This is a genomic window from Thiohalocapsa halophila, assembly GCF_016583825.1.
Taxonomy (GTDB): Bacteria; Pseudomonadota; Gammaproteobacteria; order Chromatiales; family Chromatiaceae; genus Thiohalocapsa; species Thiohalocapsa halophila.
In genome coordinates this window covers 12,925-30,759 of record NZ_NRRV01000064.1, presented here as the reverse complement: position 1 = coordinate 30,759, position 17,835 = coordinate 12,925, and the positions used below count along the sequence as shown (strand labels likewise).

Annotated in this window: 17 protein-coding genes and 1 pseudogene; 9 read left to right on the top strand and 9 right to left on the bottom strand. The window is 68.8% G+C overall.

Features of this window, described 5'->3' with window-relative positions; all coding sequences use genetic code 11:
- Positions 1 to 141 precede the first annotated feature (141 nt).
- From hrpA to CKO31_RS20455, 3 genes are all read left to right on the top strand, one after another.
- Entirely contained in the window at positions 142 to 4,203 is a 4,062-nt protein-coding gene (gene hrpA / locus CKO31_RS20465; protein WP_200240947.1) for an ATP-dependent RNA helicase HrpA, read from the top strand.
- 111 nt (positions 4,204 to 4,314) lie between these two features.
- Positions 4,315 to 4,785 carry a hypothetical protein gene (locus tag CKO31_RS20460; RefSeq protein WP_200240945.1) on the top strand — a complete coding sequence of 157 codons (471 nt, stop codon included), beginning with the start codon at positions 4,315 to 4,317 and terminating at the stop codon, positions 4,783 to 4,785.
- 58 nt (positions 4,786 to 4,843) lie between these two features.
- Positions 4,844 to 5,755, top strand: a complete 912-nt coding sequence (locus tag CKO31_RS20455) for an oxygenase MpaB family protein (RefSeq protein ID WP_200240943.1) — start codon at positions 4,844 to 4,846, stop codon at positions 5,753 to 5,755.
- 86 nt (positions 5,756 to 5,841) lie between these two features.
- On the opposite strand, the gene CKO31_RS20450 is transcribed toward CKO31_RS20455, so the two are convergent.
- On the bottom strand, positions 5,842 to 6,333 hold the full coding sequence (locus CKO31_RS20450; protein WP_200240941.1) for a ribonuclease toxin HepT-like protein: 492 nt from the start codon (positions 6,331 to 6,333) through the stop codon (positions 5,842 to 5,844).
- Entirely contained in the window at positions 6,317 to 6,703 is a 387-nt protein-coding gene (locus CKO31_RS20445; protein WP_200240939.1) for a nucleotidyltransferase family protein, read from the bottom strand. Before CKO31_RS20445 ends, CKO31_RS20450 begins: the two co-directional genes overlap by 17 nt.
- Positions 6,704 to 6,950: 247 nt before the next feature.
- On the opposite strand from CKO31_RS20445, the gene cysE reads away from it, so the two are divergent.
- Together cysE and CKO31_RS20435 are read left to right on the top strand one after the other, a co-directional pair.
- Positions 6,951 to 7,817 (top strand): serine O-acetyltransferase, encoded by an 867-nt coding sequence (gene cysE, locus CKO31_RS20440; RefSeq protein WP_200240937.1) that lies wholly within the window; start codon positions 6,951 to 6,953, stop codon positions 7,815 to 7,817.
- A 112-nt stretch (positions 7,818 to 7,929) separates the two neighbouring features.
- Complete coding sequence (locus CKO31_RS20435; RefSeq protein ID WP_200240936.1) at positions 7,930 to 8,445, top strand: Fe-S cluster assembly transcription factor; 516 nt, start codon at positions 7,930 to 7,932, stop codon at positions 8,443 to 8,445.
- 66 nt (positions 8,446 to 8,511) lie between these two features.
- Here the strand turns inward: CKO31_RS20435 and CKO31_RS20430 are convergent, their stop codons facing one another.
- Positions 8,512 to 8,973 (bottom strand): rhodanese-like domain-containing protein, encoded by a 462-nt coding sequence (locus tag CKO31_RS20430; protein ID WP_200240934.1) that lies wholly within the window; start codon positions 8,971 to 8,973, stop codon positions 8,512 to 8,514.
- Positions 8,974 to 9,091: 118 nt separating this feature from the next.
- Between CKO31_RS20430 and CKO31_RS20425 the strand changes: the two genes are divergently transcribed.
- The 3 genes from CKO31_RS20425 (at position 9,092) to yihA (ending at position 11,354) form a co-directional block, all read left to right on the top strand.
- Positions 9,092 to 10,114, top strand: a complete 1,023-nt coding sequence (locus CKO31_RS20425; RefSeq protein WP_242475539.1) for a lysophospholipid acyltransferase family protein — start codon at positions 9,092 to 9,094, stop codon at positions 10,112 to 10,114.
- Positions 10,115 to 10,204: 90 nt separating this feature from the next.
- Positions 10,205 to 10,684: a cyclic pyranopterin monophosphate synthase MoaC gene (gene moaC, locus CKO31_RS20420; protein WP_200240932.1), complete on the top strand. Its 480-nt coding sequence runs from the start codon at positions 10,205 to 10,207 to the stop codon at positions 10,682 to 10,684.
- Positions 10,685 to 10,745: 61 nt separating this feature from the next.
- Positions 10,746 to 11,354, top strand: a complete 609-nt coding sequence (yihA, locus tag CKO31_RS20415; protein WP_200240931.1) for a ribosome biogenesis GTP-binding protein YihA/YsxC — start codon at positions 10,746 to 10,748, stop codon at positions 11,352 to 11,354.
- A 53-nt stretch (positions 11,355 to 11,407) separates the two neighbouring features.
- Here the strand turns inward: yihA and CKO31_RS20410 are convergent, their stop codons facing one another.
- The 5 genes and pseudogenes from CKO31_RS20410 to CKO31_RS27885 form a co-directional block, all read right to left on the bottom strand.
- Positions 11,408 to 11,986 (bottom strand): DUF302 domain-containing protein, encoded by a 579-nt coding sequence (locus tag CKO31_RS20410; RefSeq protein WP_200240929.1) that lies wholly within the window; start codon positions 11,984 to 11,986, stop codon positions 11,408 to 11,410.
- 34 nt (positions 11,987 to 12,020) lie between these two features.
- Complete coding sequence (locus CKO31_RS20405; protein WP_200240928.1) at positions 12,021 to 12,911, bottom strand: hypothetical protein; 891 nt, start codon at positions 12,909 to 12,911, stop codon at positions 12,021 to 12,023.
- A gap of 222 nt (positions 12,912 to 13,133) precedes the next feature.
- Positions 13,134 to 13,511: a response regulator gene (locus CKO31_RS20400; RefSeq protein WP_200240926.1), complete on the bottom strand. Its 378-nt coding sequence runs from the start codon at positions 13,509 to 13,511 to the stop codon at positions 13,134 to 13,136.
- Between the two features lie 8 nt (positions 13,512 to 13,519).
- Positions 13,520 to 14,812, bottom strand: coding sequence for a two-component system sensor histidine kinase NtrB (locus CKO31_RS20395; protein WP_438874028.1), 1,293 nt, complete (start codon positions 14,810 to 14,812; stop codon positions 13,520 to 13,522).
- Positions 14,806 to 15,241 (bottom strand): annotated as a pseudogene (locus CKO31_RS27885) (response regulator); the annotation flags it as partial. The pseudogene CKO31_RS27885 and the gene CKO31_RS20395, both read right to left, overlap by 7 nt.
- Positions 15,242 to 15,542: 301 nt before the next feature.
- On the opposite strand from CKO31_RS27885, the gene CKO31_RS20390 reads away from it, so the two are divergent.
- On the top strand, positions 15,543 to 17,027 hold the full coding sequence (locus CKO31_RS20390) for a phosphomannomutase (protein WP_438874027.1): 1,485 nt from the start codon (positions 15,543 to 15,545) through the stop codon (positions 17,025 to 17,027).
- 57 nt (positions 17,028 to 17,084) lie between these two features.
- Here CKO31_RS20390 and CKO31_RS20385 read toward each other — a convergent pair whose 3' ends face one another.
- Positions 17,085 to 17,654, bottom strand: coding sequence for a chemotaxis protein CheW (locus tag CKO31_RS20385; protein ID WP_200240923.1), 570 nt, complete (start codon positions 17,652 to 17,654; stop codon positions 17,085 to 17,087).
- Positions 17,655 to 17,835 lie beyond the last annotated feature (181 nt).

Below are 17,835 nucleotides of genomic sequence, written 5' to 3'. Positions count from 1 at the left end.
ACCCCGTACCCCGTACCCCGTACTTCGTACCCCGTACTCCGTACGCCGTACTTCGTATCCCGTACTCAACTTGCCGCGGATGCCTGCTTCGGCTGAGCCTGCGCACTGCACAATCGCGCCTGCCAACCCCATTTTCCCCGCATGACTACTTCAGAACCAAGCGCCGCCGAGCAGTCGCCGGCGCCGCCGGGCCAGCAGTCGCCGCGCTCCGGGCCGGACCTCGGCATCACCGACGTCGACCTTCAGGGCTGCCTGCTGCGTGACCGCCACGAGCTGCGCCGACGCCTGCGCGGGCTGCGCCGGCGCGCCGAGCAGGGGCTGCCGGTGGACCGTGGGCTGGCGAAGGTCATGGAGACCCTGGCTGCGTCGCAGGCCGCCGTGGCGCGCCGGCGCGCCGCGGTGCCGACGGTGGCCTATCCACCGGAGCTGCCCGTCAGCGAGCGCCGGGACGAGGTGGCGCGGCTGATCCGGGACCATCAGGTGGTGGTGCTCTGCGGCGAGACCGGCTCCGGCAAGTCCACGCAGCTGCCCAAGCTCTGCCTCGACCCGGCGCTGGAGCTGGGTGACGGGCTGGGCGACCGCGGGGGCGGCCGCGGCATCTTCGGGCGCATCGGCCACACCCAGCCGCGGCGCATCGCCGCCCGCAGCCTGGCGAGCCGGGTCTCGCAGGAGCTGGGCACGGAGCTCGGCAGCACCGTCGGCTACAAGGTACGCTTCCACGACCGGGTGCACCCGCAGACCGTGGTCAAGCTCATGACCGACGGCATTCTGCTGGCGGAGCTGCAGCAGGATCGGCTGCTCACGGAATACGACACCCTCATCATCGACGAGGCCCACGAGCGCAGCCTCAACATCGATTTCCTGCTGGGCTACCTGAAGCAGCTCTTGCCGAAGCGGCCGGACCTGAAGCTCATCGTCACCTCGGCGACCATCGACCCGGAGCGCTTCGCCAAGCACTTTGCCGACGCGCAGGGCAAGCCCGCGCCCATCATCGAGATCAGCGGCCGGACCTACCCCGTGGAGGTGCGCTGGCGCCCGCCGGAGGAGCCCTCCGCCGGCGAGCGCGACGACAGCATGCAGCAGGCCGTCTCCGACGCCGTCGCCGAGCTGGCCCGCGAAGGCCGCGGCGACGTGCTGGTGTTCCTCTCCGGCGAGCGGGAGATCCGCGAGACCGCGGAGATGCTTCGCAAGCACCACCCGCCGAGCACCGAGGTGTTGCCGCTGTACGCCCGCCAGGGCCCGGCGGAGCAGGCGAAGGTGTTCAAGCCGCAGGGTCGCCGGCGGGTGGTGCTGTCGACGAACGTCGCCGAGACCTCCCTGACGGTGCCCGGCATCCACTATGTGGTGGACCCGGGCTTCGCGCGCATCAGCCGCTACAGCCACCGCAGCAAGGTCCAGCGCCTGCCGGTGGAGCGCGTGAGCCGGGCCAGCGCCGACCAGCGCAAGGGCCGCTGCGGGCGCGTCGCCGCCGGCGTCTGCATCCGGCTGTATGACGAAGACAATTTCCAAGCCCGCGCCGAGTACACCGAGCCCGAGATCCGCCGCACCAACTTGGCGGCGGTCATTCTGCAGATGAAGCAGCTCGGCTTCGGCGACATCGAGACCTTCCCCTTCATCGACCCGCCGGACAGCAAGCTCATCTCCGACGGCTACCGCACGCTGGAGGAGCTGGCCGCGCTGGACGCCAAGGGCCAGCTGACGGACCTGGGCAAACAGCTCGCCCGCCTGCCGGTGGACCCGCGCATCGGCCGGATGCTGCTGGCGGCGGCGGCGCACAAGTGCCTGAGCGAGGTCCTCATCATCGCCGCGGCGCTGGCGGTGCAGGACCCGCGCGAGCGGCCCATGGAGCAACGCCAGTCCGCCGACGAGATCCACGCCACCTTCAACCACCCGGACTCGGACTTCCTGGCCTTTCTGAACCTCTGGACCTTCCTGGAGCAGGAGCGCAAGCACCTGTCCCGGCGCAAGTTCCAGCAGCTCTGCCGGCAGCACTTCCTGTCCTGGAACCGGGTGCAGGAGTGGCATGACGTCCACGGGCAGCTCAAGGAGCAGATGCAGGAGCTTGGCCACAAGCCGAACGCCGCCGAGGGCACCTTCGAGGAGATCCACCGCGCGCTGCTGACGGGACTCTTGAGCAACATCGGCCTCAAGGACGAGCAGCGCGAGTACGTCGGCGCCCGCGGCGGGCGCTTCTACATCCACCCGAGCTCCGGGCTGTTCAAGGAGGGCCCGAAGTGGATCATCTGCGCCGAGCGGGTGGAGACCACCCGCGACTACGGCCGCATCGTCGCCCGGGTGCAGCCGGGCTGGATCGAGCAGGCCGGGGCGCATCTCATCAAGCGCAGCTATGCCGAGCCGCACTGGCAGTCCAGGCGCGGCCAGGTGGCCGCCTTCGAGACCGTGACCCTGTTCGGCGTGACCCTCGCCGCCCGCCGCCGGGTCAACTATGGCCCCATCAACCCGGCGGAGTCCCGGGAGGTCTTCCTGCGCTTCGGCCTCGCCGAAGGGGACTTCGACACCCGCGCCCCCTTCTGGCGGCACAATCAGGAGCTCATCGAGTCCGTCCACCAGCTGGAGGCCAAGTCCCGCCGGCGGGACATCCTGGTGGACGAGGAGGCCATCTACGCCTTCTACAACCAGCGGGTGCCGTCCGGCATCTACTCCAAGCCCCAGTTCGAGCAGTGGCTGCGCAAGGCCGCCAAGCAGGACCCCAAGATCCTACACATGCGCCTGTCCGACGTGCTCACCCGCGACGCCGCCGAGGTCACCCAGGCGCGCTACCCGGACAGCCTGCGCGTGGGCGCCACGGACCTGCCGCTGGAGTACCATTTCGATCCAGGCCAACGCGCCGACGGCGTGACCCTGGTGCTGCCGCTGGCGCTGGTAAACCAGGTGGCCCCGGAGCGGCTCGACTGGCTGGTGCCGGGCCTGCTCGCCGAGCGCATCACCGCCATGCTGCGGGGGCTGCCCAAGTCCATCCGCAAGGCCTTCGTGCCCATCCCCGAGACCGCCGAGCGCATCGCCGCCCGGCTGCAACCCTGCGACCGGCCGCTGCTCCAGGCCGTCGCCGAAGAGCTGAAGGCGCTGTTCGGCGTGCACGTGCCGGAGGACGCCTGGGACCTGTCCGCGCTGCCCGAGCACCTGCGCATGAAGGTGCGGCTGGTGGACGCCGACGGCCGCGCCGTCGCCACCGGCGAGGACCTGGTGGCGCTGAAGCGCCAACACGGCGACGCGGCAGCCGCAGCGCCCAAGCCCCAGCCGGACACGCACGGGCTGGAGCGCACTGGCATCACCCGCTGGGACTTCGGCAGCCTGCCGGAGCACATCGACCGCACCCAAGCCGGCATCCGCCTGCGAGGCTACCCGGCCCTCCTAGATCAGGGGGACAGTGTATGTATCTCGGTGCTGGATTCGGAGCACAGCGCCGCGCAGGCCATGCGGGCGGGGCTGCGGCGGCTCATCATGCTCACCCTGGGGCAGGACATGCGCTATCTGCGGCGCAACCTGCCGGGGCTGGACCGGATGCGGCTGCAATACGCCAAGGCGCCCCAGCCGCCTGCGGCAGCGCCCGCCGGCGCCTCGGGCGCAAAAAGCGGCGGTAAAGGCACTGCGCCACAGGACCTCGCCGACGAGCTGACGGCGCTCGTCGTCGATCTCAGCTTCACCGAGGGCCAGCCGCCTATCCGCGATCAGACCGCCTTCGATGCGCGACTGGACGCCTGCAAAGGCCGGCTCATGCCGACGGCCAACGAGGTCTGCGAGCTGGCCTCGCGCATCCTGGATGCCTACCAGGGCCTGCGCAAGCGCCTCGCCGGCATCACCCAGATCAACTGGATGCCGTCGGTGCTGGACCTGCGCGCGCAGCTGGATGCCCTGGTGTTCCGCGGCTTTTTGCAGCAGGTGCCCTTCGCGCGCCTGAAGGAGTATCCGCGCTACCTCAAGGCCGCCGAGCAGCGCACCGAAAAGCTCTTGCACGCCGCCGGCCGCGACCAGCAGCGCCTGGCGGAGCTCAAACCGCTGCTGGAGCAGCTGGCCGAGCGCCAAGCCGCCGCCCGCGCCGCCGAGCGCGACGACCCCAGACTGGAGGAGATCCGCTGGATGCTGGAGGAGCTGCGGGTGTCGTTGTTCGCGCAGCAGCTCGGCACGGCCTATCCGGTGTCCGTCAAGCGCGTCCAGGCGCGTTGGAAGGAGCTGGGGTTGTAGTGTCATGCGCAACCAGCGGGCGCAACCACCGGCGTATCACGCCGGCGACGCCGTTGTCGCATCAACGCCTGATAGACTGATACCAACCTGTGCTTGCGGGCGACTCGAGCCATGACGCTGACTCAAGAGGACATCGACTTCATCAAGGCCAACATGGCGGACTGGCTGGCCGAGCAGAGCCTCGGCAAGCCGCCTGCGGTCTACGAGATCGAGCTACGCGAGCGCATGGTGCGGGTCGAGGAGGAGCTCAAGCACCAGCGCGAGCTCATGCGCGAAGGCTTTGCGCGCATGGATGAGCGCTTTGCCCAGGTGGACAAACGCTTCGAGCTGGCCGAGCAACGCCACCAAGAGCTGCGGCAGGACATGCTGGCCCGCTTCGAGCAGATCGATAAGCGCTTCGAGCAGATCGATAAGCGCTTCGAGCAGATCGACAAGCGCTTCGAGCAGATCGACAAGCGCTTCGAGCAAGTAGACGGGCGTTTTGACGAGATGATCCGCCGTCACGACCGCCATTTCCTGTGGCTGATCGGCTTCATCAGCACCGTGGGTGCCCTGATCGTCGCCGCCGTCAAGCTCTGGTAAGCGCAGGCGACTGCCCAGATTGCCGCGGCTGCAAGCAGCAGAGGGGCTATAGGTCGCCATGTCGTCACAAGCCATCAAGGACCCGCCCTACCTACAGACCCTGATCCCGCCGGAGATCCTGGCGCCGCGGGACCGCTTCGCCCGTGCCCGCTACATCGCCAGCCTGGACCCGGAGGCGGACTGCGAGCAGATCGGCTTTCTGCTGGCGAGCTGCGAGTTCCCCTGGGACACCACCCGCGCGCTGGAGCTGGCGCTCTTGCGGACCTTCGGTGTCGCCAAGGGCACGCCGCTGCTGGTGGAGACCGGCGAGCTGATTCGCCGCACCCAGAAGCGCTACGACGACACGGCGCTGATCCTGGCGGAGATTCAAGAGAACGGCGTGGATCACCCGCGGGGACGGGCGGCGCTCAAGCGCATGAACCAGCAGCACGGGCGCTATGCCATCCCGCAGGACGAGTATCTCTATACGCTGACGACCTTCGTCTTCGAGCCCATACGCTGGAACGCCCGCTTCGGCTGGCGGCGCATGAGCGAGGCGGAGCGGTTGGCGACCTTCCATGTGTGGCGGCGCATCGGTGCCCGCATGGGCATCCGCGCTATTCCCGACAGTTACGCGGAGCTGGAGCGCTTCAACATGGAGTTCGAGCGCGCCAACTTTCGCTATAGCGAGCACAACCACGCACTGGCCGTGGCAACCCGCAATCTGATGCTCGGCTGGCTCCTGCCCCGATCCCTGTGGCCGGCTGCGGCGCCCGTGACCCACGCGTTGCTGGACGCGCCCATGTTGCGGGCGGTGGGCTTGGATCCGGCGCCCGCCCCGGTGCGGGGGCTGGTGCTGGGCGGCATGGCACTGCGCCGGCGGGTGCTGCGGCACCTGCCGCCGCGGCGCCGCCCGCGGCTGTTGACCCGGCAGCGGCATCACAGCTACCCGCGCGGCTACCGCATCGAGGAGCTGGGCGCGGATCGGTAAGTGCGTGTTGAGACATCTGGGTCGATCTGCTCAGCTGTTCTGTGGCGGTCGGCGATCAGGTGTCGATCGGGTCAGCGATAGGTTGATCAGCTGTCCGCCTCAAGCCCCTGCACCCAATCCAGAAAGTCGCTGACTTGCTGGCGCAGCAGGCCGGCAGCCCGAGGCAGCCGCCCGGCGACCAGGCGTTCCCGCTCCCAATCCAGCTCGAAGGAATAGGCGCTGCGGAACACATGCCGGAAGCCGCGGAAGTCGTTCAGCAACTGGTATAGCTCGTCGTCGATGACCGCCGGGCGATGGCCCGGGATGTCCAGGCGCATGCGTCGCAGGAGGTCAGCATGCCAGCGGTCGGTGCCGATGTCGTTCTCGAAGTAGGCGGCGATGCCGCGGAAGATGTTCTCGCAGCCGTTGTAGAAGTTATGCAGCTGGTAGCCGATGGCGCCCCGGTCGTAATCGCTCACCTGCTCCGGCGGCTGCTTGAGCATCGGGTTGACAGTGGCGGTGAAAGACTGCTCCAGGCGTTCCAGCTTGGTCATCTCGTCGCGAACGTCCGCGATCAGCAGCTCAGGTGTCCTGGCCATAAATCAGTTTCCCGCGGTGGATGGCCTTGGCCACAAAGACTGGGTCGTCGTCCTGCGTGTGCAGGTCTAGCGGCCGGCCGAGGGCCTGCTCCAGTTCCTGGCGGAGCGCCCAATAGGCCGCCGGCCCGATGCCGAGCACCAGCAGATCCACATCCGAGTCGGCATGGGCGGTGCCGGCGGCGACCGAGCCGAACAGGTACGCTGCGGTGGCGCCGAATCGCGCAAGGATAGGCGGTACCACGTCCAGCACCAGTGCATGCAGGCGCGCCGCAGCCACGGCCTGCTCCGCGCGCTCCCGTGCCCGGCGGGCGCGGAGCTTGCTGGTGTCGAAGCCCTGGTGGCGGTGCGCTGTTCTGGGGTTGAGTGGCATTGGGTACTGGGTCTTGCGCATGCTGGTAGAAGTCTGGCACAGCTCAGGTGGTCCCAGGAGCCGCCTACAGAGCGCAACCAGCATGTGCCCGGCATGGGATCGGCGCTGGGTGGCGGACAATCACCACCGCGGTTGCGCGGCGTCGTGCCCTGCGGGTGCGACCTGCGCTAGTCTGGCGAGCATCGATCGGGCGGCAGCGTCACGGGCCAGGGTGCGCCCGCGGGCGCTGCCCCAACGGAGCAGCACGATGTTCGACAGGCTACGGGAAGATATCAACTGCGTGTTCGACCGCGATCCGGCAGCGCGCAACACCTTCGAGATCCTCACCACCTATCCGGGGCTGCACGCGGTGATGATGCACCGACTGAGCCATGCGCTTTGGCGGCGCGGGCTCAAGTGGCTGGCCAGACTGATGTCCAACGTCGCGCGACTCTTCACCGGCATCGAGATCCATCCCGGCGCGGTGATCGGGCGGCGCTTTTTCATCGACCACGGCATGGGCGTGGTCATCGGCGAGACTGCCGTCATCGGCGACGATTGCACCCTTTACCACGGCGTCACCCTCGGCGGTACCACCTGGCAGAAGGGCAAGCGCCACCCCAGCCTCGGCTGCGACGTAGTGGTTGGCGCCGGCGCCAAGGTGCTCGGCCCCATCGTCATCGGTGACGGCGCGCGCATCGGCTCCAACGCCGTGGTGGTGAAGGCCGTGCCCCCCGGCGGCACCGTGGTCGGCGTGCCGGGGCGGGTCATTGAGCGCGCCGTGGACGCCGCCACACAGCGTCGTGCCGACATTGCCAAGCGCATGGGCTTTGATGCCTACGGGGCCGTGCGCGACGCACCGGACCCGGTGGCCAATGCCATCAACAGCATGTTGGATCACATCCACGTGATGGACCGGCGCATGGAGGCCATGTCGCGGGCGTTGGAGGAGCATGGCATCACCCGCCACTTCGAGCACCTGAGCGACCTCGAGGGCTGCGGCATCGACCCGGCAACCCCTGATGCGCCGGCGGACCACGATGCCGACCGCGGGGAGCCGCCGGCCGGCGGCGACACGGCGCCCGGCCCGCAGCCGGAGATCGAGGCGGCGGCGGGCGACGAGCACCGATCATGATGGCAGGCGCACGGGCGAGCGCCGCGGCAATGACATTGCCACAAGAAATTGATGGTCTAACTCGGTTATCGTAGGATTCGCGCCACTGAACGACGACCTGGGAGGATATGCCGTGCGTTTGACCACTAAGGGCCGCTATGCGGTCACCGCGGTTCTCGATCTGGCCATCAACGAAGGCCAGGGGCCTATTGCGCTGGCCGACATTGCCGAGCGGCAGGGCATCTCGCTGTCCTACCTGGAACAGCTGTTCGCGAAGCTGCGCAAATGCGGCGTCGTGTCGAGCGTCCGCGGCCCGGGTGGCGGTTATCACCTCGCACGGGATGCCAATACCATCCACGTGGCAGAGGTCATCACGGCCGTTGACGAGCACCTGGACACGACGCGCTGCGGCGGCGCCGGGGATTGCAAGGATGGGGGTCCATGCCTGACCCACAATCTTTGGATGGACCTGAGCGAGCGGATCCACGGTTATCTCACGAATATCAGCCTGCAGGACCTCGTAGACCGCCGGCCGGAGGAATCCGGCGACTGTAACGACGATGCGAGCAAATCCGGATCGCGCCGCCAGCGTCCGAAGGTCCAGTTGGAGGACCTCCCACCGCGGCGCATCGCCGACGTGCGCTCTTGAGGCGTCCCGCGTCAGCCTTGATTTGAGCAGCTGTCGCAGCGTCGCCGGTCGCGTCACTGTGGCGGCTCAGCACTGCTCCCAGGGCAGGCCCCGGAAGCGCCAGCCGCCGAGGGTGCTGCGGTGGTGGTCGTCGTCCAGCTCACCCTCGAAGCCTTCGTCCACGTGATAGATATTGCCGAGTCCCGCAGCCAGCAGGGCCTTGCCCGCCTCCAGCGAGCGCTTGCCGCTGCGGCAAATGAGCACCACCGGTGCGCAGGGGCCTTCCGGCGTGCAGCTGGCGCCGCCGAGCAGGAGCTTGCGGATCTCGGTGACGAACTCGGGGTTCACGGTCCAGTCCGGCTCGTCGATCCAGGGCACGTGCACAGCACCCTTGGGATGACCGACGAAGAGGTATTCCATGGTGGAGCGGATGTCCACAAGCACGGCTTGCGGACTCTCTTGCAGCAGGGCATAGGCTGCCTGTGGATTCAGAGCCTGCGGCGCCCGAGGTGCTTCGGCACCTTTGGGATCGGTTTCGGGGTCGGTCATGGTGCGGATCTCCGGCGAAGGGCCGCGGACGGCGGCTGCCGCCGAGTCTAGCAGCGGGGCGGATGCCATGATGCCCCAAGACGCCCCGCCCGGCAGGCCGACCAGCGCACGGCCCAGCATGCCCGAGCAGCCGATGGCGCGGCCGGCGGGGCCGTCCCTGTCTGCCGACCCGCGGGCTCGGGCGCGTGCCCGCCAAGAGCCCTATCTGCAAGGGCTCGTGCGCGCCCTCGCGCGCTGGCCGCTGCCGGTGCTGCATGTGCTCGGGGGCATCATCGGCTGGTGTATCGCCCAAACGCCGAATCGCCAACGGCGCAATGCGCTCATCAACCTTGCGCTGCACCGCCCGGACCTGGGCACGCGGGAGCTGATCCGGCTGCGCAACCGCAGCCTCTCTGCCTTCGGGCGCACCTACTGCGAGATGGGTCGGCTCTGGCTGCGGCCGCCAGCGGATGTGCTGGGGCTGATTCGGGACGTGCGCGGCGCAGAGCTGCTGCGCCGAGACGACGGCCGCGGTCTGATCGTGCTGTCACCGCATCTGGGTGCCTGGGAGCTGGCAGGCCTGTATCTTGCCGCCCAGGGCCCGACCACTATCTTCTATAAGCCGCAGCGGCGCCTGGATCAGCTGATCCTGGAGGCGCGCCGGCGCAGCGGTGCCCAGCTGGCGCCGACCACGGCCCGCGGCGTTCGTGCGCTGGTGCAGGGCCTCGCCGCCGGCGAGTACGCCGGCATTCTCCCGGACCAGGAGCCGCGCGCCGACAAGGGCGCCACCTTCGCGCCCCTGTTCGGCCTGCCGGCGTTGACCATGGTGCTGGTGAATCGCTTGGCGCGAAAGAGCGGCGCGCGGGTGATTTTCATGTTCGCCGAGCGTCTGCCGCGTGCGCGCGGTTACCGTATCCACTGCCTGCCGGCGCCGGACGGCATCGACAGCGACGACGACGCCACCGCTGCGGCGGCGCTGAATCTGGGCATCGAGCGCTGTATCGCCGTCTGTCCGGAGCAGTATCTGTGGCCCTACCGACGGTTTCGGCGCCGACCGCCTGGGCAGGGCAGGGTCTACATCGGCAGCCTGCGCGACTACGATGCCATCGAGCGCGCGCGGCGGCTCCTGCGTGCCGCCCGCAGCGACGCCGATGCTCGCTGATGTCCCGGGGGATCGGCGGACGGCCGCCCAGCCTGGACTCGGTTCCTCAGCACCTGGTGGCGCGTCAACGCCGCCTGGAGACGAAGCCTCATGTCAGAGCTCACTCACTTCGATGCCGCCGGCGCCGCCCGCATGGTGGATGTCGGCGGCAAGGACAGCACCCGGCGCCGGGCCGTCGCCGAGGGCCTCATCCAGATGCAGCCGGAAACCTTGCATCTCATCGAGAGCGGCGGCCACGCCAAGGGCGATGTGCTGGGCATTGCGCGCATCGCCGCCATCATGGGCGCCAAGCGCACCGCGGAGCTGGTGCCCCTGTGCCACCCGTTGCCGTTGTCACGGGTGGAGATCGTCTTGGAGACAGCGCCCGACGCGCCCGGCGTGCGTTGCGCCGCAACCGTGGAGACCAACGGGCGTACCGGCGTCGAAATGGAGGCGCTGTGCGCCGTGCAAGTGGCGCTGCTGACGATCTACGACATGTGCAAGGCCGTAGACCGCGAGATGGTCATGACGGGCGTCCAGCTGCTGGAGAAGGCCGGCGGGCGCTCGGGCCACTGGCGGCGCGAGACCTGAGCCCGCTGGCGGCCGCCGCACCGCGCTGCCGCCGTTGACGCCATTCCGGTCCCTTAACCCCATGCATCCGAATTTCCAGCGCGCACACTTCCTCACGGCCGCCGGCTCGCGCGCCGGCACGCCGCCGGACACCGGGCTAGAGGTGGCCTTCGCCGGGCGCTCCAACGCCGGAAAATCCAGCGCCATCAACCGCATCTGCCATCAGCGGGGGCTCGCCAGGACGAGCCGTACCCCGGGGCGCACCCAGCAGCTGGTGTTCTTTCGGCTCGATGACGAGCGCCGCCTGGTGGACTTGCCGGGCTACGGTTTTGCCAAGGTCTCGCAAGCCGTCAAGGCCGGCTGGCAGGCGTTGATGGAGGACTACCTACGACGCCGCCAATGCCTGCAAGGGCTGGTGGTGGTGATGGACATCCGCCATCCGCTGACGGACATCGACCGCCACATGCTGGCCTGGGGTACGGCCGCTGACGTGCCCATGCTGGTACTGCTCACCAAGGCGGACAAGCTGGGGCGCGGCGCGGTGCAGCGACAGCTCGCGTCGGTGCGGCGGGAGCTGGCGGACGGGGTATTTTTTGTGGAGGCCTTCTCGGCCGCGAGCGGACTCGGCGTCGAAGCTGCTCAGGCGCGGCTCGCGGCATGGCTGGGGCTGCCGGAGACTGGGCGGGGGTAGGATCGAGCCGGCGACGACAACCACAGGGGAAGCCATGGGGCCGGACAGGTGTACTAGAATTCGCCTGCTGCGGCGCCGCGCATGATCTCGCGGATGGTGTCGCGTACCCGCAACGCCTCGGACTTGAGCTCGGGTGGCAGCGGCTCGCCGCCATGGATCATCAGGTCCAGGTTCATGGAGTAGAGCGCCAGGTTGCCCGCCTTGTCTTCCACCAGCGCGATGCGGCAGGGCATGAAGCCGCTGTAGTGGTCGCGATATTCAAGCATCATCTTGCCCACCTGCGCGTCGCAGAAGGACAGGAAGTTGACGTAGCGATAGTCCTCGCCGGTGACGGCTTCCACTTGCTGGTAGAAGGGCGACTCGCCGACGAAGAGCAGGTTGTTGGTCGTCGCCAGGCTCTTCAGCGAGGTGATCACGTCGTCGATGCTGAGCCCGTCTTGAACGGGCTCCGACCACATCATGGCCACGCCGGGGTCTCCGGTTTCCAGCAGGCGTCCGGCGAAGTTGCCGTACGCCTGCGGGAAGCCAGGGTCGAGCCTGGCGAGCTGCGGGCCCAGGGTGACGGCGCCGACGAGTAGGGCCAAGAGGCTGATCAAGCCGATGACGGCAAGCAGATTACGGATCAGGTTCATGTCCTACTCTCGGCATTACGGGCGTCGGTGCTGATTAGCCAGCCGGCTCAGGCGCTGGCGCAGGCTCGGCGCTACCCTGGTCGCCGGCGGGCGCGGACTGAGACTCTGACGGCGCTTGGCCTCCGGGCATCATCATCGGCATCATGCCTGGGCCCATCGCCGGCCCCATATGCGGGCCGGGACCACCATAACCGGGCATCATGCGGCGCCCGCAGGGCTGACCGCTCTGGGCGTGTGCGCAGGGGCCACCCATGCGGCCACCCATGGGCCGTTGCGGCATGGCGGGTCCTTCGGCGGCGCGACCGCCGAAGAGAGCGGCAATGGCCTCTTTCTGCTCGTCGGTCATGGCCTCGATGGTGGCCCGGTACTCCTCGTACCTTTCCAGCAACTCCTTGCGGCGCTGCTCCGCGGCCTCCCAGGGCGGGGTCTCGGGGAGCTCGCGGCCCATTTCCTTGGCGCGCTCACGCATCGCTTCCCAGCGCTGTTGGCGCATAGCCTCGAACTCCTCGCGCGTCATGGGCTTGCGCTCGGACGCCGTGCCGGCCCTGGGCTGGGGCATGCCCTCGGGCTTGGCCGGCGGCTGCGGACCGGCCGGCGGTTGCGGCATGCCGGCTGTGGCCCAAGGCGGTGTCTCCGGCAGCTCCAGGCCCACTTCCGCAGCGCGCTTGCGCAGCTCCTCGTAACGCTTGGTGCGCTCGGTCATGGCAGCGTTCATGCGCTGCTCCATGTCGGCGCGGGCCTGCTCCGGGCTGGGCGCGGCTGCCGGCGCCGCAGGCGGTGCGGTCTGCTGCTGCGCCTGTGCCGGCGCGGACGAGCCCGCGCCGGTCTCTTCGGACTGTGCCTGCGCCGGCGTCAAGGCCAGACCCAGCACAGGGCCGAGCACGGCTGCGGATGCGCCGAGCAGGAGGCGTTTGCTGTCGATCATGCGGTTCGCTCCTTTGTCAGTGGTCTCGCTTTGGTAGCCGCACCTTCGGGACGCGCGGCGGTTTCTGAAGCCTGATCCGCCGCCGGCGGGGACGGTGCGCTCAGGCACACGGCGGCGATGGACGACGCGGACCATAGCATGGTTGCAGAGGGGAAAAAACGGCGTCGCCGGATACGACCGACTCGCGGGTGGCACGTCCGGCGGGGCCGGGGTTGGCGTGCGTCACGCACCGAGCAGCTCGTCCACCACCGCCAACAGCTCCTCGCGCTTGACTGGCTTGGCCAGGAAGGTCTCGCCGGAGATCTCCGCGGCGCCGGTGCCCGTCTCGCGCTTGGTGACGATGGCGGTGAGGAATGCGTACTTGATGCCGCTCAGGGCCGGGTCCTGCTTGAGCTGCTCGGCGATCTCGTCGCCGCCGACGTCCGGCATCATGACGTCCAGAAAGATCAGGTCGGGACGGAACTCGCGCGCGGCTCGCAGCGCATTGTTGCCGTGATTCTCTTCGCGCACTTCAAACCGCCCGGTCTGCTCGAGGTTTAGCCGCAGCATGCGGGTCAGGGCGGGCTCGTCGTCCACCAACAGGATCTTTTTTTTGCTCACGGGATGGGTTACCTGTCCGTGTTGCGCTGGCGCTCGGTGCGGTCGCGGAGCAGGGCCTCGCGCGAGCGCGGCGCCGTCCCGACATCCACAGCCTCGGGATGGAAGAGCAGCAACGCGCAGGCGCCGCCCGCTGGGCGGTTGAACAATTCGATACTGCCACCGTGCAGCGTAACGATGTTGCGGGTCACCGACAATCCCAGCCCCGTCCCCTCGCCCTGGCGCTTGGTGGTGAAATAGGGATCGAACAACAGTCCCAGGTCGTCCGGGTCGATGCCGGGGCCCGTATCCTCGATGGCAATGCGAATCACGCGGTCGCCGGGCAGGAAGCCCGCATCCCGGGCATGGGGTCCGAGCTCGTCGCTCGCCAGTGTGCACAGGCTGCTATGGATAGCCAGCGTGCCGTCGTGCTCCATGGCGTGCATCGCATTCATGAACAGGTTCAGGAACGCCTGGCGGAGCTTGTCGGCGTCGACGGGGCGTTCTGGAATGGCCTCGGCGAGGGTCGTGCGCACGGCGATATTGCGCTGGGTGAGCTCGTGGCGCACCAGCCGCAGGCTATTGTGGATGGCGTCGTTGATGTCCCCGCGCTTGAGGTGCAAGGCGCGCTCGCGCGAGAAATCCAGCAAGCCGCGCACGACGGTGTCCGCGCGCGAGAGTGCCTGCTGCATATCCGCGAGCACTTGGCAGGAGACAGCATCCGCGCACGAGACTTGCTCCAGGTAGTCGAGGCCGAGCTGTGCGATGGCGAGCGGGTTCTTGACCTCGTGCGCGACACCGGCGGCGAGCCGGCCGACGGACTCCAGCTTGGCGGCCTGCACCAGCTGCATCTGCGCGGCCTGTAGCTCTCGGTGCGAGCGGCTCAGCTCGTCGCTGGTGCGGTGCAGCTTGGCTTCCACGCGACGGCGCTCGCTCAGGTCCCGCAGCACCACGACGACCCCGGCAGGGTAGGCGGCATCGGCGATGGGTGCGGCGCGCAGCTCCACGGGCACCGTGCTGCCGTCCGGGCGTGGCAGGGCCAGCTCGTCGAGGCTCAGCTCGCGCTGCTCGGCGAGCACGCGCAGGATGCTCTGGCGCAATGCTGCGGGCTCCCAGTCGGAGAGCTCCCGGGTCAGCAGGCACTCGTTACCGAGGCCGAATAGACGCTCGGCGGCGGGGTTGACGAAGCTTGCCCGACCTTCTGCGTCGAGCCCCAGCACGGCCTCCACCATGGAGCTTAGGATGCGGTCGCGTACCAGCTCCAGCTGGCGGTTGCGCTGGGCGAGCTCGCGCTCCAGGCGCAGGATCTTGCAATGGGCTTCCACGCGTGCTGCCACCTCCTCCGGGTGGAAGGGCTTGGTGACATAGTCCACGGCGCCCAGCTCTAGGCCGTGAATCTTGTCCGCGGCGTCGTCCAGCGCGGAGAGGAAGATAACGGCGATGTCGGCGGTGTCGTTGTCCGCCTTCAGCTGCCGGCAGACCTCGAAGCCGTCCATGTCCGGCATCATGATGTCGAGCAGGATCAGATCCGGGTGGGAGCGCTGGGCGATCTCCAGCGCCTGCGCGCCGCCGTTCGCGACCAGCAGTCGATAATCGCGGCCGTTCAGGCTCTCGTACAGCACGCGCAGATTGGACGGGATATCGTCCACCAGCAGGACGCATGCCGTGCGCGCGGCATCCGACGCGCCCGCGCCCGCAGCGGCGGTGATAGGCGGCGCGGTGCCGGAATCGGTTGGCCTGCTGGGGTCGCTCATGCCTGTCGGGGGCTCTCCTGCGATCCGCGGGCAAGTCGCAATCGCGGTTGCCGACTTGCCACGCTCTCTACGGCCTTGCGGTGTCGAGCATGGCGGTCCGCGCGAATAAGGGTGCCGAAGCGCCGTCCTGCGCGCTCCCGATTGTCGCTGCTTCGCTGCCGCGTGTCAGCTGCTTTTCGTCCCGCGCCGGGTACGGCGCCGACGCTTTCGCACCGCTTTGCTGCCTGCCCAAGTCGGCCGGCGCGGTACCATGACGGTTGCCTCGCCTTCGCCGAGCAGACGTAATACAGGGGAAGAAGCCGTGCTGAAGATCGATGACCTGATGGCTGCAAGCGGTGTCAAGTTCGGCACCAGCGGTGCCCGCGGACGCGTGTCGGACATGACCGACAGCGTCTGCTTCGCCTATACCTTGGGGTTCCTACAGTATCTGCGCAGTGCCGGCCGGCTCGCTGCGGGTCGGGACGTCGGCATTGCGGGCGACTACCGGCCGAGCACTGGGCGCATCATGGCCGCCTGCGCCGCCGCGGTGCAGGCGACAGGCTGCCGTCCCCGCAACTTCGGGCGCATTCCGGCGCCGGCACTCGCCGCTTACGGTATCGCCCGCGATGTGCCGACCTTGATGGTCACGGGCTCGCACATCCCCGACGACCGCAACGGCATCAAGTTCAACTTACCCACCGGCGAGATCCTGAAGGACGACGAGGCCGGGATCCGCGCGCAAGCGGTGGAGCTGCCGGCCGACGCGTTCGCCGCCGACGGCAGCCTGCTGCAGCCGCCGGCCCTGCCGCCTGCGGAATCCGCCGCGCTGGAGGCCTATGTGAGCCGCTACCTGGCGTTCTTCCCGCGCGACTGCCTGGCGGGGCTCAAGGTAGGCGTTTACGAGCACTCCAGCGTCGCCCGGGACGCCTTCCATGCGGTGCTGACAGGGCTGGGGGCCAAGGTGACCCGCCTCGGCCGCGCCGACAGCTTTATCCCCGTGGATACGGAAGCCATCCGTGCAGAGGACGTCGAGCTCGCCCGCGGGTGGGCGGCGAGCGGCGACTTCGACGCCCTGGTGTCCGCCGACGGCGACGGCGACCGGCCCCTGATTGCCGACGCAGCGGGTCACTGGCTGCGCGGCGACATCGCCGGCATTCTCTGCGCCCGGGAGCTCGGCGCCGCCGGCGTGGTAACCCCCGTGAGCTCCAATACCGCGGTGGAGCGCTGCGGCTGGTTTCAGGAGGTGCTGCGCACCCGCATCGGCTCGCCCTATGTCATCGCCGGCATGCAGGCGTTGCGTGAGCGCGGCCTGACGCCGGTGGTGGGCTATGAGGCCAATGGCGGCTTTCTTATCGATACGCATATCGCGCGGGACAGCCGCCGCTTGGCAGCGTTGCCGACCCGGGATGCAGTGATCGTCGCCGTGACCATCCTCGGCGCCGCGCGGCGACGGGAGATGCCGGTGGCCGACCTGGCGGCGGAGCTGCCGGAGCGCTACACCTACAGTGATCGCATCAAGGACTTCCCGACCGAGCTCAGTGCGCAGCGGCTCGCCGCCTTCGCCAGCGGTGACGCCGCCGCCGACCGCGATGCCGCGGCGGCTGTGCTCGGGCCGGCGTTCGGTGAGGTCACTGCGGTGGATCACACCGATGGTGTGCGCATCGGCTTCGCCAACGGGGAGATCGCGCACCTGCGGCCATCCGGCAACGCGCCGGAGCTGCGGGCTTACACGGAAGCGGACAGTGCGCAGCGCGCCCGCGACATGAATCGAATCTGCATGGATATTTTGAATGGCTGGCGCGGTTGAGCCCGGGGCGCGTGGGTCTGGCTGCCATGGGCCGGCGCGCGTCGCAGACGCCTGCCGTCAGCGCTGCTGCGCCGGGGTCGGCGTCCGGGAAGCGACCGGGGACTGGCCGGCGAAATCGCCATAGCGTCGCGCGCGCTGCTCCAACCGATTCAGTGCCTGGGCGGAGAGTCGCTGCTCGAACTGTGCCAGCCGCCGCTCGGCGTCGGCGTGTCCGCCGACATTGCGGGCTGTGAGCGGCAGCTGGCTCAGATCCATGTAGCCAAGCCAGCCGGGGGCCGATTCCCCCGCTTGCAGATGCCCGCGATCCCAGCGGGGGACGCTCTGGGACAGGGGCTCGATGCGCACGGGGCGGGCGCTATGCAGCGCGAGCGGAAAGCCCGCAGCGACCACGACGAGCACCAAGTCCGCGGCCGCTGCCCAGGGGATGGGCTCGCCATGGAGCACGCCGAGGCCGATGACGGGCACCAAATCGCCGCGCAGGTCGAAGGCACCGAGGACCCAGGGCGCCGTTTGCTCCAGGGGGGTCAGTCGCGGCAGGCCGACGCAGGTGTCGATGCGGTCTGCTATCAGGCCGCGTACACCTCGGCCTGTGTGCACCGTTGCGCGATAACTCCGCTGCATGCCCATCTGTTCGCTCCGCTGGCAGACGCCATGACTTGCGACAGGAGGTTGCCAATCGGTCGGTGTCGGGGCCCTGCAATGCAGACACCACGAACCTGGATCAGGGCCGACCGTTTTCCGCTCGGCACATGGCGCCGAGGCGCTCGCCGTTGGCTTAAGATTAGTCCAAAGCTGAGGATCCGGCGGG

Bases quoted from the DNA above. Each gene is read 5' to 3' on its own strand.
- CKO31_RS20455 (WP_200240943.1), top strand. From the start codon at position 4,844: ATGTCGTCACAAGCCATCAAGGACCCGCCCTACCTACAGACCCTGATC.
- hrpA (WP_200240947.1), top strand. From the start codon at position 142: ATGACTACTTCAGAACCAAGCGCCGCCGAGCAGTCGCCGGCGCCGCCG.
- CKO31_RS20450 (WP_200240941.1), bottom strand. From the start codon at position 6,333: ATGGCCAGGACACCTGAGCTGCTGATCGCGGACGTTCGCGACGAGATG.
- CKO31_RS20385 (WP_200240923.1), bottom strand. From the start codon at position 17,654: ATGGGCATGCAGCGGAGTTATCGCGCAACGGTGCACACAGGCCGAGGT.
- CKO31_RS20410 (WP_200240929.1), bottom strand. From the start codon at position 11,986: ATGAACCTGATCCGTAATCTGCTTGCCGTCATCGGCTTGATCAGCCTC.
- cysE (WP_200240937.1), top strand. From the start codon at position 6,951: ATGTTCGACAGGCTACGGGAAGATATCAACTGCGTGTTCGACCGCGAT.
- CKO31_RS20405 (WP_200240928.1), bottom strand. From the start codon at position 12,911: ATGATCGACAGCAAACGCCTCCTGCTCGGCGCATCCGCAGCCGTGCTC.
- CKO31_RS20430 (WP_200240934.1), bottom strand. From the start codon at position 8,973: ATGACCGACCCCGAAACCGATCCCAAAGGTGCCGAAGCACCTCGGGCG.
- moaC (WP_200240932.1), top strand. From the start codon at position 10,205: ATGTCAGAGCTCACTCACTTCGATGCCGCCGGCGCCGCCCGCATGGTG.
- yihA (WP_200240931.1), top strand. From the start codon at position 10,746: ATGCATCCGAATTTCCAGCGCGCACACTTCCTCACGGCCGCCGGCTCG.
- CKO31_RS20460 (WP_200240945.1), top strand. From the start codon at position 4,315: ATGACGCTGACTCAAGAGGACATCGACTTCATCAAGGCCAACATGGCG.
- CKO31_RS20425 (WP_242475539.1), top strand. From the start codon at position 9,092: ATGCCCGAGCAGCCGATGGCGCGGCCGGCGGGGCCGTCCCTGTCTGCC.
- CKO31_RS20445 (WP_200240939.1), bottom strand. From the start codon at position 6,703: ATGCCACTCAACCCCAGAACAGCGCACCGCCACCAGGGCTTCGACACC.